Source organism: Microbacterium sp. Se63.02b (genome assembly GCF_014171575.1).
Taxonomy (GTDB): domain Bacteria; phylum Actinomycetota; class Actinomycetes; order Actinomycetales; family Microbacteriaceae; genus Microbacterium.
The window spans coordinates 168,542-191,671 of the sequence record NZ_CP050453.1 but is presented as its reverse complement, the minus strand read 5'-3'; the positions used below and the strand labels follow the sequence as shown (position 1 = coordinate 191,671).

The window sequence follows — 23,130 nt, the reverse complement described above, 5'->3', positions numbered from 1 at the left end:
GAGAGGCCCGCATGCACACTCCCCGGCGAGCACCGGATGGCGCGAGCGCGCCCTGGCCGTGATGCCGGTGGGGTCGAGCACGAACTCCAAGGCGCCGACCCTGCTTCCGGAGGAGCCGGAGGTCATCGTCCGCGGGAGGGTTGCCGCGTCTGGGACGACCGCGGGCGCGAGCTCATCGACTACCGGTGCGCGCTCGGCCCCGTGACACTCGGATACGCGGATCCGACCGTCGATGCGGCGATCCGCACCCAGCTCGACGACGGGATCCTCTTCGGCCATCCGCACCCACTCGAGACCACGACGGCCGAGCTCTTCTGCGCGCTCGTACCAGGTGCCGAGGCGGCGCGATTCCTCAAGACGGGCGGCGAGGCGCTGGCCGCCGTGATCCGCATCGCCCGCGCGCACACGGGCAGGGACCGGGTCGTGCAGATCGGCTACAACGGTTGGCTCAACTCGCTCGCAGCCGGCGCACGCGTGCTCCCCGGCGCGACCTCGGATGCCGTGCCGGGCGTGCCGGCGGCTCTCGCGGCGCTGCATCACGCGGTCGACTGGGAGGATCGGAGCGCTCTCGACCGCCTGTTCCTCACGCGCGGATCCGAGATCGCGGTCATCCTGGTCGCCGCCGACTACCCGTCGATCCCCGAGGCGGCGGACTTCTACCGGTACCTGCGCGACCTCGCCGACCGGCACGGCACCCTGCTGGCCTACGACGAGATGGTCACCGGGTTCCGCGTGGCGATCGGTGGAATGGCCGAGGCCACGGGAGTGCTTCCCGACCTCGCGGTGTTCGGCAAGGGGATCGCGAACGGGATGCCTCTCTCCGTCTACTCCGGTCGCCGCGAGGTGCTGGGCGTCCTCGACAGGGGAGACGTCGTCGTCACCTCGACCTACGGCGGAGAGACCCTGTCGCTCGCCGCGGCCACCGCCACCATGACGGCGATCCGCGACCGCGATGTGATCGCCCGGCTGCACACCACGGGCACGCGACTGCAGATCGGGATGAACGAGCTCTTCGCGCGCGGCGGCTCGGGGCTCCGACTGGTCGGCCACCCGGCGTGTCCGCAGTTCGTCGGATCCGATGCCGAGATACGGACATTCCTGCGGGCATCCTTCCGGCAGGGGCTCTCGTTCTACCGCGTGGTCTACGTCAACGCCGCGCACGCCGCTGCCGACATCGACGAGACGCTGCGCCGGGTCGAGCGCGTCGTGCAGGAGACCGCGGCGTGATCGGCATCGACGCCCACACCCACCTCGACGACGGCCGGTTCGATCCCGAGGTGTTCGTGGCCGGCGACCGGCTCGGCATCGACCTGTTCCTGTGCAGCAATCTCGGCGACTTCCGACCGCACCCGAGCCTCGACGACGTGCGGGACATGAACACGGTGCTGGCCGGCGAGCTGCGGAAGCACCCTGATCGGCTGCGCGGCTACTGCTACGTCAACCCCCGTTTCGGACGCGACAGCCTCGACGATCTGCGGCGCAACGTCGAGGACCGCGGGATGGTCGGCATCAAGCTCTGGATCGCGACGCTCGCCGACGACCCGGTCACCGACCCGATCCTCGAGTATGCGGCCGAGCACCGCCTCATCGTGCTCGCGCATGCGTGGCGCAAGACCGTCGGCCGCTTCCCCTACGAATCCACGGCCGACCACATCGCGGCCGCCGCCCGCCGCCACCCCGATGCGCGCTTCCTCATGGCGCACCTGGGCGGGCAACCGGAGTCGGCGGTGAACACGGTGAGGTCCTGCCCGAACGTCGCGGTCGACACCTCGGGCACGATCATCGGCGCGGGCGAGGTCGCTCTCGCCGTGCAGCGCCTCGGCTCCGACCGGGTGGTCTTCGGCTCCGACCTGCACCACATCGACCTCGCGGCCAACGTGGGCAAGGTCCTCGGCGCCGGGCTCGACGCCGACACCGAGGAGCGCGTCTTCGGGGGCACCGTGGCCGGCTGGCTCGGCGAGGTCGCCGCATGACCGGGCAGGCGCGGCGGATGCTCGGTGCGTTCGCCGACCTCGGTGCGATCGACACCACCTGCTTCGTGGGGCAGTGGCCGTACCGGCTGGGGGCCGCCGCGGATGCGGATGACCTGCGCGCGCACGCCGAGCGATTCGGGCTGCGCACCGTCTGGGTCTCGCACCTCGCCTCGCTGTTCGGCTTCGATACGCGCACGGGGAACGAGGCCGTGCTCGCCGCGTGTGCCGACGACCCGCTCTTCCGCGTGTTCGTGACGATCGATCCGCGGGATGCGGACTGGACCGCACAGCTCGACGAGGCGATCGGCTCCGGGGCGCGCGGAGTGCGCGTCGCCCCGGGATTCCACCGCTACGACGTCGCCGGCGTGCGACCGGTGCTCGAAGTCTGCGGGGAACACGGCATCCCGCTGCAGCTGATCGCCCGGCTCGACGATGCCAGGGTGCGGCATCCGCTCTCGCCCGCGGTCGACATCGAGGTGCACCGGATCGCCGACCTCGTGCGCGAGGCCGCCACGCTGCCGATGCTGCTCAGCGGGCTGAACCGTGCGGACTGGATCGAGCTGAACCGGCACCTCGGCGATGCCGCGCCGGAGAGGGTGCGGCTCGACCTGTGGCATGTGAACGGCCCGACCCACGTCGCCGACCGTCTGACCGACGACCCGCAGCGGTGGGTGTTCGGCAGCGGATTCCCCGTGCAGACCCCCGAGGCGACGGCCCTTCAGCTCGCATCCTCCGCCCTCCCGGCCGAGACGCTGCGCGCGATCGCATCCGGCAACGCCGCCGCACTGCTCCCCTGAGGTCCATCCGACCCTCGGGCATGAAAACTCCCCCGCTACCGTTGCATCAGCAGGCAGCATCCGTCACGGAGGGAACACCATGCGCATCGATCTGTCCGGCAGGACCGCACTCGTCACCGGCTCGACGCAGGGCATCGGACGGGCGATCGCGACGACACTGGCCGATGCCGGTGCGCGCGTCGCGGTGAACGGTCGACGCGGCGACGCCGTCGAGACCGTGATCGCCGAGCTGCGGGCCGAGAACCCGGATCGCGACCTGATCGCCGCCGCCGGAGACGTCACGACGCCGGCGGGGACGGATACGGTGCTGGCAGCGACAGGCGACGTCGACATCCTCGTCAACAACCTCGGCATCTTCGGCGCAACCCCCGCCATGGACATCACCGACGACGAATGGCGCCGCTACTTCGACGTGAACGTGCTCGCGGCGGTCCGGCTCATCCGCGCGACGCTGCCCGGCATGACACAGCGCGGCTGGGGCCGGGTGCTCGACATCGCGAGCGATTCGGCGGTCGTGATCCCCGCCGAGATGATCCACTACGGCATGTCGAAGACCGCCCTCCTCGCGGTGTCGCGCGGCTTCGCGAAGGAGGCGGCCGGCACGGGCGTGACCGTGAACTCGGTGCTCGCCGGTCCGACGCACACCGGTGGCGTCGAGGACTTCGTGTACTCCCTGGTCGATCAGGACCTCCCGTGGGACGAGGCGCAGCGCGAGTTCATGCGCGTGCACCGCCCGCAGTCGCTGCTGCAGCGGTTGATCGAGCCGGAGGAGATCGCGAACATGGTCGCCTACCTGGCGTCGCCCCTCGCCTCCGCGACGACCGGGGCCGCTGTCCGCGTCGACGGCGGGTACATCGACTCGATCGTCCCTGAGACGGCGGCGCACACCCACCCGGTGCGCACCTCCTTCCGCTCCTTCCCCCGCTCCGTCACGGCTGTGCGGATGTCGGGAGAGCGGACAGCTGTCGGGCCACACGCCGCTCGTCGGGCCTGCACGCGTGCATCCCTCCGACAGGTGCTCCGCCCCGAACTCGCCGCGGGCGCCTCCTCCCAGGCGACGGGGGTACACTTGCGCGTTGGGTCGCTCGACCCGAATGAGTCCCGGAAGGCGGTGATGGCGATGTCCGACGATAGTAACGACGCCGCCACCGCTGCGTCGCGACTCCCTGCGCTCTCGCGTTGACCCCCGGTCCGCGATCCGCACGTCCTTCTCCGCAGCCGTCGGCGGCGTCATCCGCCCCCTGACGAATCCGCGCACGGAGCTCTCTGCTGCCGTGCACCTGCGAGAACGGAGCCGCATCATGGCGCTCATCGACAACGGCGTGTACGTCCACGGACGTCGCGTGGAGACCCCCAAGAACCTGGACGAGACCTACCGGATGCTGGATGCCGCCGGCGGCATCGCCTGGATCGGCCTGTATCGGCCCAGCCCCGAAGAGGTGGCGTCCGTCGCTCGCGAATTCGACCTGCACCCGCTCGCGGTCGAGGATGCACTGTCCGGGCACCAGCGCTCGAAGGTGGAGCGCTACGGCGACACGCTGTTCGCCGTCCTGCGCCCTGCGCGGTACCGCGACAAGGAGGAGTCGATCGAGTTCGGTGAGCTGCACCTCTTCGTCGGCCCCGACTTCGTGGTGACCATCCGGCACGCCGAGTCACCGAACCTCGCCGCCGTGCGCGCCCGCATGGAGGCCCACCCCGAGCTGCTCGCGATGGGACCGGAGGCGGTGCTGTACGCGATCCTCGATGAGGTCGTCGACGGCTACGAGCCGATCGTCGCCGGGCTGTTGAACGACATCGACGAGATCGAGGACCAGCTCTTCGGGGACGGCGCCGACGACAGCGCTCTCTCCCGCCGCATCTATGAGCTCTCGCGCGAGGTCATCAACTTCCAGCGCGCCGTGCACCCTCTGACCGGGATGCTCGAGTGGCTGCGTCGGGGATCAGCGAAGTACCGCATCGACGAGGAACTCCAGCGGTCGCTGCGCGACGTGCTCGACCACACGATCCGCGTCAACGAGAAGATCGACTCCTTCCGGGCGATCCTCGAGAACGCGCTGACCGTGCACTCCGCACTCGTCGCCCGCCGTCAGACCGAGGCCGGGCTGGCGCAGAACGACGAGATCAAGAAGATCTCCTCCTGGGCGGCGATCATCTTCGCCCCGACGCTGGTCGGCACGGTGTACGGCATGAACTTCGACGTGATGCCCGAGCTGCACTGGGCCTTCGGATACCCGATGGCCATCGGCGCGATGGCCGCCTTCGCGGTCGGCCTCTACGGGGTGTTCAGGTACAAGAAGTGGCTGTGACGCGTCGCGGTGCGCCGGGGAAGACCAGTGTGGCGAGCACGGCCGGAATGAACCCGAGTACCAGGGTCGTGCTTCCCCAGCCGAGCTGCAGCGCCAGCGCACCGGCCGCCGCCTGGGGAACGAACGCACCGAGCGACGTGGCTGCGTTGTTGAGTCCGAGTGCCGTACCCGCTTGGCCGGGGCCCGCGAGGGTGGCGATGTGGGCGAAATGAGCGCCCTGCCACGCGCAGCTGGCGATGCCGGCGATCACGAGAGCGGTGAACGACACCGAAGCGGGCAATCGGCTTCCTAGGGCGACGATGACGAGGCAGACGGCTTGCACGATGGCCGACGCCCGGACAACCGCAGCGCGGCTCATCCAACGAATGACGTCGGTGCCGACTCCCGCAGCAACACGGAGCGCGCCACCGACGAGCTGCATCATGGCGGCGGCTGTCACACCCGCGAGCGGCGGATACCCGTGCTCCTCGGCGAGGAGCGCCGCCGCGAACGTCAGGACGAAGAACTGGGATACGTCGAGGAGCAGCCCGCTCGCGGCGACCCGCCAGACCCCGCTCCTGCGAAGCGCAGACCGCGCAGGATTCCGCGCGACGACGGCGGTCGGTTCCGCACGTTTCGGCGGGTCGAACACGATGACCCAGATGAGAAGGGCACACGATACGCACGCGACCGCGAAAACACCGAACGTCGCCGCAGGTCCCCACCCAGTGAGCAACCAGGAATAGGCGAGCGTGCCGAGCGCGCCGCCGACGGGGACTGCGGCGACCCGCAACGACAGAAGTGTGCCGTGACGTCGAGTCCCGAACCATCCGAGAACGGCACTACCGCTGGGGCCCGTAACGGCACCGCCCATACCGGCGCCGATGAACAGCAGGCTCGCGAGCATCCATACCGCTGGTCGCGCGCTCGAGGAGACGGCGGCGAGAGCGGCGAGAGCGAGGGCCGCGCCGACGACGCCGATGAGGAGAACTCGACGTTCGCCCACGCGATCGGTAGCCAGCCCCCACGGGAACTCGGTGAGCACCACCGCGATACTGCCCCCACCCAGCACCGCAGCGAGCTCCACCGCGGAGAGATCGAGGGAACTTCGAAGGAGGATCGACGAAGCAGGCAAGCCGAGGAACGTCGCGCTGAACACCATCTGCGAGAACAAGCCGACACCGAACATGGCCCAGCGGTTCTTCCTCCGGCCCCGCACGCGTCACCGACCATCCGACGAGCGTGCGGGTGGCGACATCGACTGCACCGCCGCGTCATGACGTCGCAGCGCGTCGTCGACCGCCTCGGGAATGGTCCGGAGGATGCTGTCGAGCGCGTTCACGTAGTATCGAGCGCCTTGCGCCAGGCTGCCGATGGCGTACAACGACACGCGCGCTCCGCTCGCACCGACTACTTGCCAGCTTCCGTAATTCACACGCAGGCCGCCGAAGTCGTCGCACATTGCGAGCCCACCTTCGATCAAGCTCCGCATCAACGGGCTGTTCATGTCCGCAACCGATTCGTCTGCTCCGAGCCGTGCGGAAATGAGAAAGTCGACTTCTTCTCGTTCAGCGTTGTCGAACACGAGTGCGCCGTCGTCCACGCGTCGGAATCTCGACCGAACCTGGATTTGACCCGACTCCCATGCGTGTTCGATCATCGCGGCGGTCGTTGGAGGCATCGGGTTGCACCACGCCTGGAAGTACGGATGCAGCCACCTGCGGAAAACTCTTCGACTGAGGTTGTCGAGAAGGTGCCACGCGTCCGCCATGGCCTCGTCGCACAGCGAAACGAGCAGTGCACGCCAGCGATCTTCCGCCCCGCCCCCCGTTCTGAGCGAGCCCTCTGGGCTCGTCTCGTGCCGCAACAGTCGTATCGGAACCTCAAGGCTGATGCCGTGTTCCTGCGCCTCACGCTCAACCAGCTGGAGGAGTTGGCGCAGATCAAGGGACTTCATCTGCGCGAGCAGCGCACGGGTCAGGACCACCGGGGCGATCGGCTCCGTGACTCGCGGGCCGGGAAGCACTCCTCGGCGCGACGCAATTGTGATTCGTCCGCGATAGCCGTGGGAGAGAAGACCTCGAGCAACGTCGATCGCCGTCAGGCCGGTGCCTATGACGCCGACATGAGACGCAGCCATCGCGTGAAGGATCGTATCCGCCAGGGGATATGCAGGAACCCCGTCACCGACGGTCTCGTCTTGGCAGCCCCATCCGACGCAGAGGAAGACGACATCGAACTGGTCGAATCGTGCGGTCTCGGTGCTCAACGAATAGAGGTCGCGCTCATTTCGAGTCACAGAGATCACGCGTGAAGGAACGCAATGCAACGTCCCTGCACGACCCACCCACCGACGCTTGAGCATTTCGAAACACTCAGCCAGGTAGTCTCCGAACACGGAGCGAGGAACGTACGGACCCGGATGAATGCTGCTGTGTCGAACCCATCGCGAGAAGTCGCTTGCGTCCTCCACTCGGATAGACATCATCGTCGCGGGCGCATTGAGGAGTGGTTCGATGTGATCCTCTGTGTATGCCAGCCCTCGCGCTGAAAGCTCTGGGTCCCTGAAGGAGGGATCGAACAGGGTGAGGTCTAGGGTGTCTGGACTTCGATCTGTCAGCGTCAGTGCTGTCGCCAAGCCCGCGGCACCGACACCGATGACAGCGACACGAATGGCATTCGGAGAACTCACCCTGTCATATGTAACATTTCACGATGTAGTTTTCAATTCAGTCCGCGGTCGGCCTCTACGGGGTGTTCAGGTACAAGAAGTGGCTGTGACGCGTCGCGGTGCGCCGGGGAAGACCAGGGTCAGCCGCGACTGACCGGATCCTCGCCGAGTTCGACCAGACGGGACTCGAGAGCACGCGCCTCGTCTTCCAGCCGGGTCTGTTGATCGTGGAAGGCGAGACCGCCTCCGACACTCAGTCCGCTCAACCAGGCCTCGTGATGCCGTCGTCGCACCTCGTCGAGTCGACGTCGCAGATCCTGGATCTCTTCGCGCTCGTCGCCGGCCATGCGCACAGCGTACGCGGCGACTGGGGATGGCTCGCTGGTAGCAGCAGACAGCACTTACGCTATCCACAACGCGTACGCGCAGAATGCGAACTCGGTCGCCGGCTGGATCCAGTACACGCTGACCTCGCAGGACTAGGCCCAGGAGCATGATGAACGACCAGCGCAGCGCACCACCACGGATCGGCGGCAACCTGGCGTGGGTGAGTCTCTTCGTGGCGGTCGTCTCTGCTCTGTTCGTTCTGGCGCGGACCCTCGAGATCGCGGGCTGCTCCGGTCAATGCGAGTACCCGACACTCGAGACCGTAACCCGCGGATTCTGGATGACTGACCTGATCGTCTTCGCCCTGACCACGGTCGCGTACCTCTTCACAAGATCTCGACTCCGTTCGGCGTGGATCCTCCCGGCAGCCGGTATCACCATCACACTGATCGCACTTTTCATCACGAATCTCGTGATGAACGGCGCGCTGAATCGCGGTTAGGCACACCGGCCGTCGAGAGCACGCAGTCTTCGCGCGGCGCGACAGCCTGATCCGCCTCGAGGATCAGTTTCCGTTGACCCGACTGCGCGGGGTGTTCACACGGATGAAGGGGTGGGAGGCGCGGGATAGGATCGCCGCGTGGACGAGGACCGAGAGAATCTGCTGATGCGCAAAAAGATCATCGACGGGTACATCGCGGCGCTCGAGAACCCCAGGAGCTCCTTCGCGTCTGCGCGCGCGGCTCGGGGGACTCCGACGAGTTGAGAGCGGCTGTCGGCCTGGCGTTCGGTGTCAGCGAGATCGCAGCGGACGCGATCCTCAGCCTGCAGGTGAGGCGTTTCACGCCGCGCGTCCTCGCGCAGTTCACAGACGAGAGCGCGGACTACGAGCGCCGCCTTCTCGACATCGACGAGAAGTAAGCCAACTGCGGCAACGGCGCATCGCTTTCGCGTCGCGTGACCGGAGTCTGACGAGCGAGTCATGCTGACCGCGCCCTTCGCTCGCGTGGGTGGGACGCCCAATGGACTCGATCGAAGCGGCCCAGAGTTCGCGCGATGATGGGATAGGCAATTATTGGACTGAGTCCATGAATTGGATTAGGCTTGCGAGCGGGTAGCTAATCGGATCGATGTCTGGAGCGTCGCATTGAAATCGAGGAACATCGTTGGGTGGGCCGTAGTGGCAGCGCTGGTTGCGTCGACAGGAGTTACAGCGGCCGACGCGAATGAGCAAGCGGACCCCGTGGCCGTGATCGAACGCATCGAACCAAGTGTCCTTGACAATCTGGTGAAGCAGAGCCATGAAATGACAGACGGCCACCTTGTCACAGAGCAGGCTGATGTACGTTTCGCCCTAGATAGCTCAGCTCCGAAGGGAATCTCTATGACGACGATGGACGGCATCATCGAGATTGGCCTTCCGGGAGCGCGCGTCGCGCCGGAAGCTGAGCTTCATCCTGGCGGAGCAGTGATTTACGACAATGTCGACGGAACGACAACAGTGGCGACCGTCCGCCAATCGGGCAGCGTTCAAGTCACAACAGTGATCGACGACGCCACCGCGCCTACGGAGTACGCCTACCCGATCACACTCCCCGAGGCAGCCGAATTGTCGCGACACGAAGATGGAAGTGTCTCCGTTCTCGACGGGGAGGGTGAACTCATCGCCATTGTCGATGTCCCGTGGGCAAAGGATGCCACGGGGGCCACGGTTCCGACAGACTTCGTCGTCAAAGGGAATACGCTTACGCAAATCGTCCACCACCACGGCGCGGTGTACCCCGTCATCGCGGATCCGTGGTGGATTCCCGCTTTGTTCGTTATGGCGCGTCTGTCTGCACACGCAGCAAAGCAGATCGCGGCTCGAGGCATCTCCCAGAACCTTGTGCGAATTGCGCTGCAGGAAGGCAAGCGAACACGTGGAAACGAAAAGGGAACGTCGGTATTCACCGCGAACAATATCCGGGTGATCGTGAATGATAAGACTGGGAACATCATCACCGTCACACGGGCCGGCGGTGGTGGAGCGAGTGGAGGACGCTGATGACGATCCGATACGACCCTGAGGTCGACGCCGCCTACATCCCCATCGGACGAGCGGTCCGCGCAGGGGAGGCGACCGCGCAGGTGCCCGAGATTCGGAGTCCCCACGGCGAGGGCGAGATCATCCTCGACTTCGACGAAGCAGGGCACCTCATCGGGATCGAACTCCTCCGCGCCTCGACGCTGCTCCGTCCCGAAGACCTCGACACCGCCGAACACCTCCGCCCCTGATCGCTCAGACGCGAGGGCTGTCCTGACGACGGCGGGCAGGGCGACCAGCGAACGGAGACGGGCTCGACGAGTCGTCCTGCGTGATCGACGACAGCGAGAATCCGAACCGACCGGCGAGGGATCGAGAAGGCATGCCGTGCAGTCGGTCGGGCGCTCGGCGCGCTCAGTCCTCGTCGCGGCTGATGTCGTCGAGCAGGTCGTCCAGGGTGTCGAACTCGACGGTCTCGACCCCGTCGAGTTCGCGCACCTCGACGCCGTCGACCTCGAGCTCCTCGTCGAGCTGCACGAGGATCCGCGACTCGGGGAACTGCTTCGGGGCGAGGAAAGCCAGCAGCACCGCATCCGCGAACACCACCACCGACGTCGCCTCCAGATCGTCACGCAGGTCGACCTGTTCGATCACGGGCTCATCATCCACGGCGTCGTCGATCTCGGTCGCGACCTCATCGATCACCGCGCGCCAGCGGGATTCGCCGACCGATAGGACGCGCGACAGCGCCGCGATCAGCGCATCGTGATCGACATCCTCACCCGCCTCGTCGTCGTCGTCGAGTTCCGGATCGACGTTCACGTTCACCACGGTGCCGGCCGCGTCGATGCTGGCGCGGCCGTACACGAGGCCGTTCTCGGCGATCGGGTCTTCGAGCAACCCGCTCTCGGCGATGCGGGCGAGGAGGCTGTCGAGCACAGGCGAAGTCATACGTCCAGTCTTTCGCATCCGGCGACGACACGGGCGATCACCCCAGCCGCAGCAGCGGCGTGAGCAGCGCGGCCACCGCCGTGAGGATCGCCGAGACCAACAGCACACCGAGCGCGCCGACACTCGAATACGCGACTCCAGCGACCGCGGGTCCGGCGACGGCACCCAGGTTCAACGCCGCCGTGGCATAGGCCCCACTGAGCACGGGCGCACCCGTGGCCTGGCCGACGATGCGCGCGATCAATGCGGAGCCGACGGCGAACGACACCATCCCGCCGACGAACGCGCCGACGAAGACAGCCGGAACAGAACCAGCCCCCAGGGCGCACAGCACCCACGACGGTCGCGGCCGCGGCGCCGACGGACACCCAGGCGCGGTCGACGCGCGCGGCCCACCGCCCTGTCGCGGCGACGCCGAGGAAGGCTCCGATCCCGAACACGGCGAGGAGCAGAGGGATCCACGCGTCCGCCATCCCGGCATCCGTTCCGATCACCGCCAGGAAGGTGAACGCGCCGAAGGTCGCGGCGTTCACGAGGACGGCGAGCACCACGGCCAGGAGCACCGGGGGACGACGCAGTTCGGCGACCTCCGTCCGCAGCCGGATCTTCGGCGGATGAGGCGTCGCCCCGAGCGTCCGATCCAGGAGCAGCGCGATCACCGCAGGGAGGCACAGCAGCGCGACCGCCCAGAACGTCGACCGCCACCCGAAGGCGTTCGCCAGCGCGGCGCCGGCGGGGACGCCGACGATCGTGGCGAGCGTCGTCCCTGCGAGGAGCACCGCGACCGCGCGCGTGACACGTTCCGGAGCCACGATGCCACGCACGGTCGCCAGTGCGATCGCGAGAAAGCCGGCGTTCGCGAGCGCCGCGAGCACACGGCTGAGCAGGAGCAGCCAGAACGACGATGCGAGCGCCCCCACCACATGGGCGGCGATGAAGACGAGGAGCAGCAAGACCAGCGCCCGGCGCGGGCGCCACCGGCTGGCGAACAGCGCCATGACCGGTGCGCCGACCACCATTCCGACGGCGAACGCCGAGGTCAGCAGTGCGGCGACGGACGGCTCGACGCCGAGGTCGACCGCGAGGGGGAGGAGAAGACCGGCGAGCATGAACTCGCTGGTGCCCTGGGCGAAGATCGCCAGAGCGAGGACGGGGATGAGCAGAGGCATGAGGCATCCAGACGAAGAGACGCCGTCGACGACGCCTGAGCGTGCGGACGGCGAGCGAGCGGAAGGGTCGACGAGGATGCGGGGAGCACGCGACGCGCGCTCGACCCGCGATCTACGGTCTGTCCGACTCAGGGCTCACGCGTCAACCGTATCCCACGGCGTGCGACCGATAGGCTCGGAGCCGTGCCGAACGCCGACTCCTCCGCCTCCGCATCCGCCGCCTCCGACCGCCGCCGGATCGCGGCCGCGCTCACCGCTCCCGAGCCGCTGAACTGGGTCATCACCGGCGACTCCATCACGCACGGACTCGTGCACACGCAGGGCGGTCGCAGCTACCCGGAGCACCTGCACGAGCTCATCCGCGGCGAGCTGGAGCGCGTGCGCGACGTCGTGCTCAACACGGCGATCAGCGGCAACCGGATCGTCGACCTCCTCGACGACTGGGACCGCCGCGTCGCCTCATGGCAACCCGATGTGGTCACCCTCATGATCGGCACGAACGACGCCTCGGACGGCGGGCCGCGCGAAGTCATCTCCGCGGCGGACTATGCCGCTTCGCTGCGCGAGTTCGTCGCCCGTGTGCGCGCGCTCGGCGCGGTCCCGGTGCTGCAGACGCCGCCCGCGATCGATGTCCGAAACGCTCCCGAGCGTGCGCGGATCGGCGAGTTCGCCGATGCGGTGCGACAGGTCGCTGCGAGCGAGGACGTGATCCTCGTCGACCAGTACGCGCGCTTCGCCGAGCTCGGCGCCGGTGGGGTCCCGTGGGGACTCATGAACGACCCGTTCCACCCGAACGCCACCGGCCACGCCGCCCTCGCGCTCGAACTCGCCACCGCCCTCGGCGTGCAGCCGCAGGCACCGCGCTCGCGCACGCTGCCACTGCTCGAAGGACTCATCGTCGGCGGGCGCCTGAACGGCTGAGCTGCCGAACGACTGCACCGCCGAACGACTGCACCTCTGTACGACTGCACCTCTGTACGACGGTCTTCATGTGCGTCGGCATGGGGGCGCGCGGCAACGCGTCCCCATGCCGAAAGCGGGGCCTTCCCCTCAGGCCCACTGCACGCCCTCCCCAGAGGCACACCCTCCCCAGAAGGGTGTTCTTCTCAGCGCAGGCGACCGAGGCGGAGGGGGAGAGACCACGGCCGCCTGCGCCGCCCCACGTCACCATCGAGCGAATCGATACCGACGAGCGGAGTGTCCACGCCCAGCGAACCGGACGAACCAACAGACAACTAACATGTTACATCATGAGATGTGAGATTGCTGTGAGAGCGGTCTCCCTCCCCCGCAGAACCGGTGGACGCCGGGCATGACGAGCCAGTATGTTGAGCGCATCTGCCGTGGTCGAGGGGGGTAGTCGATGTCGCACGTCGTCGCAACAGGGGCCGGAAAGGCCATGATGGAGCGTCGGAACGATCCGACGCACGAGTACATCCTCGGGCTCACCGGCAGAGAACGACCGCGGGTCCTCTTCGTCGGAACGGCGACCGGCGACGATGCCGCGTACATCGTGAGCTTCTACTCGACCTATGACTCGGACAGGTGCGCGCCCCACCACCTCCCGCTGTTCCACCGTGCTGTGGACGACCTCGCCGGATTCGTGAAGGGCTTCGATGTGATCCACGTCGGCGGCGGCAACACGGCGAACATGCTCGACGTGTGGAAGCGACAGGGACTCGACGAGATCATGCGCGAGATGTGGGAGGACCCGAACTCGAACGTCGTGTTCACCGGGGGCAGCGCCGGCGGCATCTGCTGGTTCGAGGGCGGCACCACCGACAGCTACGGCCCGACCCTGCAGGTGCTGCCCGAAGGGCTCGGCTTCCTGCACGGCAGCTTCTGTCCGCACTACGACGCCGAAGACCAGCGTCGTCCGCTGTTCCACGCCTCGCTTCTCAGCGGGGAACTCTCGACCGGCTACGCCGTCGGCAACCTGCAGTCGCTGCACTTCGAGAACTCCGAGTTCGTCACCGCGGTGAGTCCGGTCGAGGATGCCCTCGCGCTCAAGGTCGAGGCCATCGACGGGAAGATCGTCGAGACCGCACTGTCGACCACCGTGCTCACCGGTTCCGCTCCGATCGTGAAGGGGCCGTCGTCATGAACGACAACGTGTGGATCCTCGTCGCCCAGCTGATCGTCGTCATCGGGGCGATCTACATGGGCACCCGCACGAGCGGGATCGGCCTCGGCGTCTGGGGTCTGGTCGGCGTCGCCGTCCTGGTGTTCCTGTTCGGCGAGGCACCGGGCAACGCCCCCGTCGACGCGGTCTTCATCGTCATCACCGTGATCACCGCCGCGTCCACCATGCAGGCGGCAGGCGGCATCGACTGGATGGTGTCCGTCGCCGCGAAGGTCATCAGGCGCAGGCCCAAGTCCGTGGTCTTCCTCGCGCCGGCCATGTCGTTCCTGTTCACGGTCGGCGCCGGAACGGGAAACATCTTCTACCCGCTGCTGCCCGTCATCTACGACGTGTCGTATCAGCAGAAGATCCGTCCGGAACGCGCCCTGTCGGTCTCGGCCGTCGCCTCTCAGGTCGGCATCCTCTGCTCCCCCGTCTCTGCGGCGACCGCGTCGATGGTGGTGCTGCTCGCCCCGCAGGGTGTCGACCTCGGCGGCCTGCTGCTCATCATGTGGCCGGCGTCGATCGCCGGACTCTTCGTGGCCGCTCTCGTCATGATGCGGCACGGGAAGGACCTCGACGACGACCCGGAGTTCCAGCGTCGACTGGCCGAGGGGCAGATCAAGCCGCCGGTCACCGACGCGCACGAGAACAAGCTGTCTCCGACCGCAGTCCTCTCGGCCTCGTTGTTCCTCGCCGGCGTCGGGGTCATCGTGCTGTTCGGCCTGTTCGAGAACCTGCGTCCGATCATCGGCACTGATGACGGCGGCGACCCGGTACGCCTCAGCGTCACGGTCATCATCGAGGTCACGATGGGCATCATCGCCGCCCTGATCTTCGTGTTCTGCAAGGTGAAGGCCGCAGACGTCCCCAAGCAGCCCACATTCCCCGCCGGCATCGTCGGAGCCATCGCCCTCTTCGGAATCGCCTGGCTCGCCAACACGTTCGTCGCGGCGAACCAGACCCTGATCGTCGACGGCCTCGGCTCGGTCGTCTCCGGCTCGTCGGCCTTCCTCGGCGCGCTGCTCTTCGCCCTGGCCCTGTTCGCCGTCGCGATGCTCACGACGAGCCAGTCCAGCGCCACGAACGCCATCGTCCCCATCGGCATCACGATCGGCCTGCCCGCCTCGCTGCTGGTCGGACTCTGGCCGGCGGCGATGGGCATCTACACGCTGCCCGCCAACGGCAGCCAGGTCGCCACGGTCGCGTTCGACCAGACGGGCACGACCAAGATGGGCAAGTTCGTGTTCGACCACTCGTTCCAGCTGCCGAACCTGATCTACGTGGCCGTCGCGATCCTCGTCGGAGTCCCGCTCTCGTTCCTGTTCACCTGACCTGACCGCTGTCCCCCATGACAGACGGCATCGATCGCTCCGCGCTCCGACAGTTCCTCCTCGGGCTCGCCCAGGGGATGAACGCCTCCGCCGAGTCGGTGGACCGGATCCGCGACACGCTCTCCGAGGTCGCGGTCGCGAACGGCGGCGACGACACGGACTTCGTCGTGCTGCCGACGATCATCCTCGTCGAGACGGGAGAGAGCGACGAGTCGCGGGTCGCGATACGGTCAGCGACCAACGCCTCGTTCCGGTTCGACCAGATCGCGGCGCTGTACGAGCTGATCAGCCAGGCCAAGACCGGGTCGGTACCGCCGCTGGACGGCATCCGCCGCCTGAACGAGATCGGCGCCATGCGGCCGAGACTCGGCTGGGTCACCCGGACGTTCGGGCATGCGATCCTCACGACCGGCCTCGCCCTCCTGCTCGCCCCGACCTGGCAGGGCGTGATCGTCGCGTTCGTGCTCGGCTTCGGGATCGGTCTGCTCAAACTCGTCCGTTCCCCCACGCTGCAGCTCATCCTGCCCATAGCCGCGGCGTTCGTGTGCGCGACCGCGGTGTTCCTGCTCGCGGAGAGCATCGAGATCGGCGACCCGATCCGCCTCCTGATCGCACCGCTGGTCACCTTCCTGCCCGGCGGTGTGCTGACCACGGCGACTGTCGAGCTCGCCGCAGGGCAGATGATCTCGGGGGCCGCGCGGCTGGTGTACGGCTTCGTCCAACTCGCGCTCCTCGCGTTCGGGATCCTGGCCGCCGGAGCCGTCGTCGGTGTGGAGTCGCGCTCGTACGAGGCCCTCGACGCCTCCGCCTTCCTCCCGTGGTGGGTCGCACCCCTCGGCATCCTCGTGTTCGCCCTCGGCAACTACCTCCACTTCTCAGCGCCGGCCTCGACCTTCGGCTGGGTGCTGCTCGCCCTGGTCGTCGCCTACGTCGGACAGTGGGCGGGCACCGAGTTCATCGACCCGACGGTCGGCGGCTTCGTCGGCGCGGTCGCCGTGACGCCCGTCGTGTTCTGGATCGCGGGACTCCGACACGGCGCCCCCTCGCAACTCACCTTCCTCCCCGCGTTCTGGCTGCTCGTGCCCGGCGCCGCAGGACTCGTGGGCCTCACCGAAGCGGTCGCGACCGACAACGGTCTCGCCGACTTCGCCGCCGCACTCATCTCGGTCATGTCGATCGCCCTCGGAGTCCTCATCGGCACCGCTCTCTACCGCGTCGTGCATCACGGCGCCGAGGAGTTCGTGCAGTTCGCCGTCGCCGCGCCCGAGACCCCGGACGCCGAGGAGCGGCCGGGGCTGTGGGCACGACTCACCGGGCCGTGGCGTCGACGGACGCGGGGCTCCTGACCCGCGGGCTCTACTAGCGCGATCCGATCTCGTCGATCGGACGCGTCCGCATCGTCGCGTTCGTTCCGATCCACAGCGCCACGAGGGCCAGCGCGCCCATCGCTCCGATGATCGCCAGGGAGCCGAGCACCGGCAACGCGGGCAGCGGTTGCCCCGAGATGCCCATGCTCACACCGATGAGCGGAGGGATCGCCACGACCACGCCGAACACCATGCCGATCACGGCCACCAGCACCGCTTCGATCCGCATCATCGAGCGCACCTGCCCGCGGGACGAGCCGATCAGCCGCATCAGCGCGAACTCCCTCGAGCGCTCCCCTGTCGCCATCACGAGGGTGTTGATCACGGCGATCGCGATGTAGCCGAGGATCACCAGCAGCGCGATGAGGTTCACCCATCCCTGCTGCGACTGCGCACCCGCACCCGCCGCCTCCTGGCCCGATCCGTCACTCACGACGAAGCCGCGTTCGGCCAGGGCCGCACGGACCTCGTCGAGGGCGTCCGCTTCGACCGAAGCGAGCGCGAACGCATCGAGACCCGCCGTGGTGTGCGCCCTGACCGCGTCGGCGGCCATGGTCAGGTCACCGAATCCGAGACCGCGCTCATACACCGCGACCACGGTCGCCCCCACGGCGAGCCGTCGCCGAGGTGGCCGGTGACCGTGCCGCCGATGTCGACCCCGAGGCTCTGGGCGGCATCCGTGCTCACGGCCACCGCTGTGACGCCGTCGAGGTCGGCGAGCGACCCCTCCCGCACACGCAGGTCGAGGCTCTTCGCGGTCCGCTCGGGATCGATGCCCTGCAGCACGTGCTCTTCGCGCTGGAGCTTCCCCTCGAAGTCGTGGGAGTCGACCACCGCCGCGCTGAGTGCGATGCCCGACGCCTCGGTCACGCCAGGGGTCTCGCGGATCGCCTCGACCGCCGCGGGGAGACCCCGGTCGGCGCCGTCACCCGCAGGTCGGCGATGACACCGGCGCTGGCCTGCGTCGCGGCCTCGGCGGCGATGATCGACGGGGCTCCGATCTGCACGAGTCCCAGCCCGATGCCGAGCGCGATCGGCAGGATCGCCGAGGCGAGCCGTCGGCTGTTCGCCGTGGCGTTCGCCGACGCGAGGAAACCCGCCGACGACATCCGGCGCAGCACGCTTCCGATCAGGCGGACGCTCAGCGACACGAGCCACGGACCGAGCACGGCGAGCGCGATGATGAGCAGCATGGCGGCCCCGGCCGCGGCGCCGGCCGCGATCTGACCGCGCACCACGAGCGGCACCGTCGACACCGAGATGCCGGCGGCGGCGAGCACGATGCCCGTGATGATGCGCGGCAGCCCGATCGCCGGAGCGCCCGTGGCCGACTCTCGGAGCGCTTCGACCGGGTCGAGCTTCGCGACCCGCGAAGCCGCGATGCGTGCCGCACCCCAGGCGGAGGCGAGCACGAGCAGCACCGCGCCGACCGCGGGAAGCGGGCTGACGGCGAGGGCGAAGTCGCCCGGGATCACGCCACCGGTGACGAACGCCGTCTGCAGAACGGTCGAAAGGAGGTACCCGGGCGCGATGCCCAGTACCGCGGCGACCGCAGCCACCCACAGCACCTCGCGGGCCACGAGTGAATGCACCTGAGACGGACTCGCGCCCACCGCGCGCAGGAGTGCGTAGTCCCGGCGGCGCGACTGCACCGACAGCGACAGCGTGCCCGCCACGATGAACATCGCCACGAGGATGCATGTGCCGACGAAGGCGCTGCCGATCGCGACGAGGATCGAACGTGCCGCCCCCGAGTCGAGGAACTCGACGTCGCCGCGGGCATCTCCCGTGCGGGCGACCAGGTCGGGGAAGGCCTCCCGGATCGAGGCGGCCGTCTGCTCGGGATCAGTCCCCGAGACGAAGACGCCGAGCGTCTGGGTGGCACCGCCATGGGGGTCGAGCTGGCCGATGCGCTGCTCGCTGAGGAACACATGCGTTCCGCGCTCCGGTGCGATCGGGGCTGACACCTCACCGACCACGCGGTACTCCGACGGCACGCCGCCGTGGGCCAGCGCGACCGTGTCGCCCACGGCCCGATCGCTGCCGACGGAGACGACGACCTCATCGGCGGCCGATGGCTCTCGCCCCTCGCGCAGCTCGAAGCCGGTCAGCGCCGTGGCCTCCCACGGATGCGCCTCGACGACGGCACCGGCACCCGCACCCGCGCCCTGCTGCACGAGCGGAACCGTGACGTCGGCCACGACGCGCTCGACCCCGGGAAGCCCGACGATGCCCTGCGCCGCGTCGACCGGCAGCGGCGCTCGCTCCCGCAGGGCCACCGGGAGATCCTCCGGCACGTCCACCTGCTGCGGGGCGCCGACCACCACGTCGGCCGCGACGTAGCGCTCCGGCGCGAGCCCGCCGCGCATCCCGGATTCGACGAGCACGCCGAGGCCCGTCACCAGTGCGCTCGCGACGAAGACCGCGATGGCCACACCGACGAAACTGCCGCGATGCTGACGCAGATCCGCACGGACGATCCGCCCGAGCCCGAGTGCCGTCGCCATCACCATTCCCCCAATGCGCTCATGCGCTCGTTGATCCGAGCAGGGTCTGCGCCGTCCAGGTGTCCCGCGAACGCGCCGTCGGCCAGGAAGATCACCCGGTCGGCGTGCGATGCCACCACCGGGTCGTGGGTCACGACCACAACCGTCTGATCCAGCTCCCTCGCCGTGTGGGCGAGCAGATCGAGAACCTGCGTGCCGGCACGGGAGTCGAGAGCGCCGGTGGGCTCATCGCCGAACACGACATGCGGCCGGGTGATGAGCGCCCGCGCGATGGCGACCCGCTGCTGCTGACCTCCGGAGAGTTCAGAGGGACGACGGTGACGGAACTCGGCGAGGCCCACGGCGTCGAGCAGGAAGTCGAGCCATGAGCCGTCGAGCGCGCGACCGCCCAGACGCAGGGGCAGGGTGATGTTGTCCTCGACGTTCAGAGCGGGCAGCAGGTTGTAGGCCTGGAACACGAAGCCGACGTGGTCGCGGCGGAATGCCGTGAGCTTCTTCGACTTCAGGCCCGAGATCTCGGTGCCGCCGAGGTGCACGGTGCCGCTGCTCGGTCGGTCGAGTCCGGCGGCGCTGTGCAGCAGAGTGCTCTTGCCCGACCCCGAGGGGCCCATGATCGCGGTGAACGAGCCCTTCGCGATGGTGAGGTTGACGCCGCGGAGGGCGGAGACGCGGTTGGCGCCCGACCCGTAGGTCTTGACGACGGAGTGCAGCCGCAGGGCTTCGGAGGGCCCAGCATCGGCACCGGGGACGAGTGGTGTGGAGGTCATGACTCGACGCTAGGGACGCCTGTCGCGCCGCCCCATCCCGCCCGCTGCTCCATCGATGGTGGTGCTGGCTATACCGTGCCGCTGCGACCGCTCGGGCAGACTGTGAGAGTGAAGGACGGACGGATGCGACGCTGGCTGCGCGCGTGGGGATATCTGGCCGTCGAAGCCGGCGTCTCGATCGCCTCCGTGGTGTTCCTCTGCCTCGGACTCGTCCTCCTCCCCCTCATGATCATCAGCGGCGGGGTGCTGCTGATGCCTGAGGCCGTGCGCGGCCTGCACGGGTGGACGGATGCGAGCCGCCGACGTGTCGGCGCCTACCGGGGTGAGGAGCTTCCGCCGATCGGTCGCGTGCTCCCGCCAGGGTCGACCCTCGACGAACGGCTGCGCTTCGCGTTCTCGCGTGCGACGGGTCGCGACTGCCTGTGGCTGGCGGTCCAGGCGCTTCCGGTGCTGTTCGTGTCGTTGGTGACGATCTCGCTCCCCGTGGCGGCGGTCAACAGCCTCGCGGTCACCTACTACTGGCAGTTCGCCCCGGCCGACGACCCCGTCGGTTCGCCCTATCCCGTGACGTCGTGGGAGCTCGCCGCGACGATGCCTCTGGTCGCGGTGGCCTACGCGATCCTGTCGATCTTCCTCATCCCCCTCGTCGCTCGCCTGGTGTCCTTCGTGTCGGCGACGCTGCTCGCGACACCGGAGAAGTCCCGCCTCGAGGCGAGGGTCGACGCCCTCACTCTCAGCCGCGCGGCCGCGCTCGACGCCCATGCCGCGGAGCTGCGACGCATCGAACGCGACCTGCACGACGGCGCGCAGAACCGCCTGGTGAACGTGGTGATGATGCTCGGCATCGCGGAGCGCGCGCAGGAGACCGGGGTGACGTGCTCGAGCCGCTGCGGCGAGCGCACGATGCGGCCACGGACGCCCTGGCCGGACTCCGCCGCACCGTGCACGACATCTACCCGCCCATCCTCGACGAGCTCGGGCTGGAGGGGCGCTGGCCTCGTTGGCGGGGCGGAGCGTGGTTCCGTGCACGGTCGAGACGACGCGCGTCGGGCGTGTGCCGGCCGCCGTGGAGTCCGCGAGCTACTTCGTCGTCGCCGAAGCCCTCACGAACGTCAACAAGTACAGCGAGGGGACACGGGCGACGGTCCGCGTGTCCCGCGACGGCGAGGTGCTGCTCATCGAGGTGCAGGACGATGGGGTGGGGGCGCTGTCGAGCGGCCGGGGGCGGGCTCGCCGGCATCCGTCGTCGCATCGAGGCGTTCGAGGGCACGCTGTCGCTGACGAGTCCTGTCGGCGGCCCCACCACCCTGAGAGCGGAGCTGCCATGCGGGTCGTGATCGCCGAAGACGACACCCTGCTGCGAGAGGGATTGGCGCTGTTGCTGCGCAGCGAGGGGTTCGACGTGGTGGCCGCTGTCGACAACGCAGACGACTTCCTCGCCCGGCTCGACGAGGCGGATGCCGCGGTGGTCGACGTGCGGATGCCGCCCACCTTCACGAGCGAGGGGTTGAAGGCGGCTGCCGAGGCGCGCGCTCGTCGTCCGGGGTTCCCGGTGCTCGTGCTGTCGGCATACGTCGAGGACCGCTACGCGGGCGAGCTGCTGGCTGCGGGAGCCGACGGCCTCGGCTACCTGCTCAAGGAGCGGGTCGGCAAGGTCGCTGCGTTCATCGACGCCCTGAACCGCGTGGCCGCCGGGGGCACGGTGATGGACCCCGAGGTGATCTCGCAGCTGATGAGCCGTCGCCGCGCGGACGACCCGGTGCAGACGCTGACTCCGCGCGAGCGGGAGGTCCTCGGTTTGATGGCGGAGGGCCTCGACAACGGCACCATCGCCGGACGGCTGTTCGTGACCGAGACGGCGGTGAGCAAGCACATCGGCAACATCTTCGGCAAGCTCGGCCTCGCCTCGAGCGACAGCGGCCACCGCCGCGTTCTCGCCGTGCTCGCATATCTGCGCACCTGACCGGCATCCGCGCTGGCGCTCCGACCCGCTTCGATGCCATGCTGGCCGGGATGAAACGCTCTGCCAAGATCACCACCGCCGTCGTCGCCGTCGCCGTCGCCGGCCTTGTCGCCGCTGCCGCTCCTGCCGTGGTCGGCGCCGCGCCCGCGGTGTTCGATGTCGCCTCCTGGGCATCGGAGCGTTTCGCCGCAGAACCCTCCACGGCCCCCACGTCGATCGTCGCCGATACCGAGAACGTGGTCGGGAACGAACTCGTCGACCTGGGTGACGGCATCAGCGTTCCCGCCGGCGGGCCGGGCGACTGCACCACCAGCGCGCGTATCAACATCCAGAGCGACGACGGCTCCCCCATGTACGCGAAGCTCCTGGGCGAGCTCGTCGACATGGGCGGGTCGGAACTGGCGAGCGGTCCTGTCACCCTGGATGCCGACGGGGAGATCTTCTCGTACGAGGTGCAGCCGGGCGACAGTCTGATCGCGATCGGCGAGCGCTTCTGCGTCGACTACGTCACCGTCGGCGGCTACAACCATGTGCGTGGCTTCGAGCCGATCGCACCAGGGGACGTCCTCTACCTGCGGCCGGATCCGACGCTCCCGTTCGTCGACATCTACTCGCCGTACAACGCCGAACCCGGATCTTCGACCATCCCGTACTACGACGGCGTGGCGGCGTTCTCGACCGCCGTCGCCACCGCCGATCTGGGTGCCGCGCGGTGGCTGTGGCAGCGTCTGGAGAAGGACATGCCTCCGGAGACCGCCGCCCTGATCACCCAGGCGCTGAGCGACGACGACCTGTCGCTGCTGCGCCGCATGTTCCCGTAGCAGCGACCCTCTCACCGCCGATCGGTCGGCGGTCCTTTCCGCGCGCCCGCAGA

25 protein-coding genes and 1 pseudogene are annotated in these 23,130 nt (G+C 68.5%); 17 read left to right on the top strand and 9 right to left on the bottom strand.

All coding sequences use genetic code 11. The annotated features are described in order from the left end of the window. Positions 1 to 36: 36 nt before the first annotated feature. From G4G29_RS00980 to G4G29_RS00960, 5 genes and pseudogenes are all read left to right on the top strand, one after another. Entirely contained in the window at positions 37 to 1,227 is a 1,191-nt protein-coding gene (locus G4G29_RS00980; protein ID WP_183151527.1) for an aminotransferase class III-fold pyridoxal phosphate-dependent enzyme, read from the top strand. Beyond that, a complete protein-coding gene (locus G4G29_RS00975; protein WP_183151526.1) occupies positions 1,224 to 1,973 on the top strand; it encodes an amidohydrolase family protein in 750 nt (249 codons plus the stop codon). The genes G4G29_RS00980 and G4G29_RS00975 overlap by 4 nt, the downstream gene beginning before the upstream one ends. Continuing rightward, positions 1,970 to 2,770 (top strand): amidohydrolase family protein, encoded by an 801-nt coding sequence (locus G4G29_RS00970; protein WP_183151525.1) that lies wholly within the window; start codon positions 1,970 to 1,972, stop codon positions 2,768 to 2,770. The genes G4G29_RS00975 and G4G29_RS00970 overlap by 4 nt, the downstream gene beginning before the upstream one ends. A gap of 79 nt (positions 2,771 to 2,849) precedes the next feature. Next, positions 2,850 to 3,641: pseudogene (locus G4G29_RS00965) on the top strand (SDR family oxidoreductase); the annotation flags it as partial. A gap of 430 nt (positions 3,642 to 4,071) precedes the next feature. After that, the gene (locus G4G29_RS00960) at positions 4,072 to 5,076 is read left to right on the top strand and encodes a magnesium and cobalt transport protein CorA (protein WP_183151524.1); all 1,005 of its coding nucleotides are present in this window, start codon (positions 4,072 to 4,074) and stop codon (positions 5,074 to 5,076) included. On the opposite strand, the gene G4G29_RS00955 is transcribed toward G4G29_RS00960, so the two are convergent. The 3 genes from G4G29_RS00955 to G4G29_RS00945 form a co-directional block, all read right to left on the bottom strand. Beyond that, complete coding sequence (locus G4G29_RS00955) at positions 5,054 to 6,244, bottom strand: MFS transporter (RefSeq protein WP_183151523.1); 1,191 nt, start codon at positions 6,242 to 6,244, stop codon at positions 5,054 to 5,056. The two genes, G4G29_RS00960 and G4G29_RS00955, sit on opposite strands and share 23 nt — an antisense overlap. A gap of 33 nt (positions 6,245 to 6,277) precedes the next feature. Further along, the gene (locus tag G4G29_RS00950; protein ID WP_183151522.1) at positions 6,278 to 7,747 is read right to left on the bottom strand and encodes an FAD/NAD(P)-binding protein; all 1,470 of its coding nucleotides are present in this window, start codon (positions 7,745 to 7,747) and stop codon (positions 6,278 to 6,280) included. A 119-nt stretch (positions 7,748 to 7,866) separates the two neighbouring features. Then, the gene (locus G4G29_RS00945; protein WP_183151521.1) at positions 7,867 to 8,073 is read right to left on the bottom strand and encodes a hypothetical protein; all 207 of its coding nucleotides are present in this window, start codon (positions 8,071 to 8,073) and stop codon (positions 7,867 to 7,869) included. 146 nt (positions 8,074 to 8,219) lie between these two features. Between G4G29_RS00945 and G4G29_RS00940 the strand changes: the two genes are divergently transcribed. The 5 genes from G4G29_RS00940 to G4G29_RS00925 all read left to right on the top strand — a co-directional run bounded on the left by G4G29_RS00940 (position 8,220) and on the right by G4G29_RS00925 (position 10,327). Beyond that, complete coding sequence (locus G4G29_RS00940; RefSeq protein ID WP_210274219.1) at positions 8,220 to 8,555, top strand: hypothetical protein; 336 nt, start codon at positions 8,220 to 8,222, stop codon at positions 8,553 to 8,555. Positions 8,556 to 8,693: 138 nt separating this feature from the next. Then, complete coding sequence (locus G4G29_RS23250; protein ID WP_258566994.1) at positions 8,694 to 8,819, top strand: hypothetical protein; 126 nt, start codon at positions 8,694 to 8,696, stop codon at positions 8,817 to 8,819. Further along, entirely contained in the window at positions 8,816 to 8,974 is a 159-nt protein-coding gene (locus G4G29_RS00935; RefSeq protein WP_183151519.1) for a hypothetical protein, read from the top strand. Before G4G29_RS23250 ends, G4G29_RS00935 begins: the two co-directional genes overlap by 4 nt. Positions 8,975 to 9,296: 322 nt before the next feature. Further along, a complete protein-coding gene (locus G4G29_RS00930) occupies positions 9,297 to 10,097 on the top strand; it encodes a DUF4258 domain-containing protein (RefSeq protein WP_183151518.1) in 801 nt (266 codons plus the stop codon). Then, positions 10,097 to 10,327, top strand: a complete 231-nt coding sequence (locus G4G29_RS00925; RefSeq protein ID WP_183151517.1) for a DUF2283 domain-containing protein — start codon at positions 10,097 to 10,099, stop codon at positions 10,325 to 10,327. The genes G4G29_RS00930 and G4G29_RS00925 overlap by 1 nt, the downstream gene beginning before the upstream one ends. A 163-nt stretch (positions 10,328 to 10,490) precedes the next feature. Here G4G29_RS00925 and G4G29_RS00920 read toward each other — a convergent pair whose 3' ends face one another. Next, a complete protein-coding gene (locus G4G29_RS00920) occupies positions 10,491 to 11,027 on the bottom strand; it encodes a cytochrome C5 (RefSeq protein ID WP_183151516.1) in 537 nt (178 codons plus the stop codon). Then, positions 11,024 to 12,196: an MFS transporter gene (locus G4G29_RS00915; RefSeq protein WP_244632295.1), complete on the bottom strand. Its 1,173-nt coding sequence runs from the start codon at positions 12,194 to 12,196 to the stop codon at positions 11,024 to 11,026. The genes G4G29_RS00920 and G4G29_RS00915 overlap by 4 nt, the downstream gene beginning before the upstream one ends. Positions 12,197 to 12,379: 183 nt before the next feature. On the opposite strand from G4G29_RS00915, the gene G4G29_RS00910 reads away from it, so the two are divergent. The 4 genes from G4G29_RS00910 to G4G29_RS00895 all read left to right on the top strand — a co-directional run bounded on the left by G4G29_RS00910 (position 12,380) and on the right by G4G29_RS00895 (position 16,998). Beyond that, positions 12,380 to 13,117, top strand: a complete 738-nt coding sequence (locus tag G4G29_RS00910) for an SGNH/GDSL hydrolase family protein (RefSeq protein WP_183151515.1) — start codon at positions 12,380 to 12,382, stop codon at positions 13,115 to 13,117. 442 nt (positions 13,118 to 13,559) lie between these two features. Further along, positions 13,560 to 14,300, top strand: coding sequence for a peptidase E (locus tag G4G29_RS00905; RefSeq protein ID WP_183151514.1), 741 nt, complete (start codon positions 13,560 to 13,562; stop codon positions 14,298 to 14,300). Further along, complete coding sequence (locus G4G29_RS00900; RefSeq protein WP_183151513.1) at positions 14,297 to 15,652, top strand: anaerobic C4-dicarboxylate transporter family protein; 1,356 nt, start codon at positions 14,297 to 14,299, stop codon at positions 15,650 to 15,652. The genes G4G29_RS00905 and G4G29_RS00900 overlap by 4 nt, the downstream gene beginning before the upstream one ends. A gap of 17 nt (positions 15,653 to 15,669) precedes the next feature. Continuing rightward, positions 15,670 to 16,998 (top strand): threonine/serine exporter family protein, encoded by a 1,329-nt coding sequence (locus G4G29_RS00895; RefSeq protein WP_183151512.1) that lies wholly within the window; start codon positions 15,670 to 15,672, stop codon positions 16,996 to 16,998. 13 nt (positions 16,999 to 17,011) lie between these two features. Here the strand turns inward: G4G29_RS00895 and G4G29_RS00890 are convergent, their stop codons facing one another. The 4 genes from G4G29_RS00890 to G4G29_RS00875 are packed head-to-tail and all read right to left on the bottom strand — an operon-like array spanning position 17,012 to position 20,293. Further along, complete coding sequence (locus G4G29_RS00890; RefSeq protein ID WP_183151511.1) at positions 17,012 to 17,617, bottom strand: FtsX-like permease family protein; 606 nt, start codon at positions 17,615 to 17,617, stop codon at positions 17,012 to 17,014. Further along, on the bottom strand, positions 17,575 to 17,889 hold the full coding sequence (locus G4G29_RS00885) for a hypothetical protein (RefSeq protein WP_183151510.1): 315 nt from the start codon (positions 17,887 to 17,889) through the stop codon (positions 17,575 to 17,577). Before G4G29_RS00885 ends, G4G29_RS00890 begins: the two co-directional genes overlap by 43 nt. Continuing rightward, positions 17,886 to 19,526 carry an ABC transporter permease gene (locus G4G29_RS00880; RefSeq protein ID WP_183151509.1) on the bottom strand — a complete coding sequence of 547 codons (1,641 nt, stop codon included), beginning with the start codon at positions 19,524 to 19,526 and terminating at the stop codon, positions 17,886 to 17,888. Before G4G29_RS00880 ends, G4G29_RS00885 begins: the two co-directional genes overlap by 4 nt. Further along, on the bottom strand, positions 19,526 to 20,293 hold the full coding sequence (locus G4G29_RS00875; RefSeq protein WP_183151508.1) for an ABC transporter ATP-binding protein: 768 nt from the start codon (positions 20,291 to 20,293) through the stop codon (positions 19,526 to 19,528). Before G4G29_RS00875 ends, G4G29_RS00880 begins: the two co-directional genes overlap by 1 nt. 108 nt (positions 20,294 to 20,401) lie before the next feature. Between G4G29_RS00875 and G4G29_RS00870 the strand changes: the two genes are divergently transcribed. The 3 genes from G4G29_RS00870 to G4G29_RS00860 are packed head-to-tail and all read left to right on the top strand — an operon-like array spanning position 20,402 to position 23,077. Then, a complete protein-coding gene (locus G4G29_RS00870) occupies positions 20,402 to 21,574 on the top strand; it encodes a sensor domain-containing protein (RefSeq protein WP_210274218.1) in 1,173 nt (390 codons plus the stop codon). A gap of 43 nt (positions 21,575 to 21,617) precedes the next feature. Further along, entirely contained in the window at positions 21,618 to 22,256 is a 639-nt protein-coding gene (locus G4G29_RS00865; protein WP_183151507.1) for a response regulator transcription factor, read from the top strand. Positions 22,257 to 22,306: 50 nt separating this feature from the next. Then, a complete protein-coding gene (locus G4G29_RS00860) occupies positions 22,307 to 23,077 on the top strand; it encodes a LysM domain-containing protein (protein WP_183151506.1) in 771 nt (256 codons plus the stop codon). Positions 23,078 to 23,130: the final 53 nt, after the last annotated feature.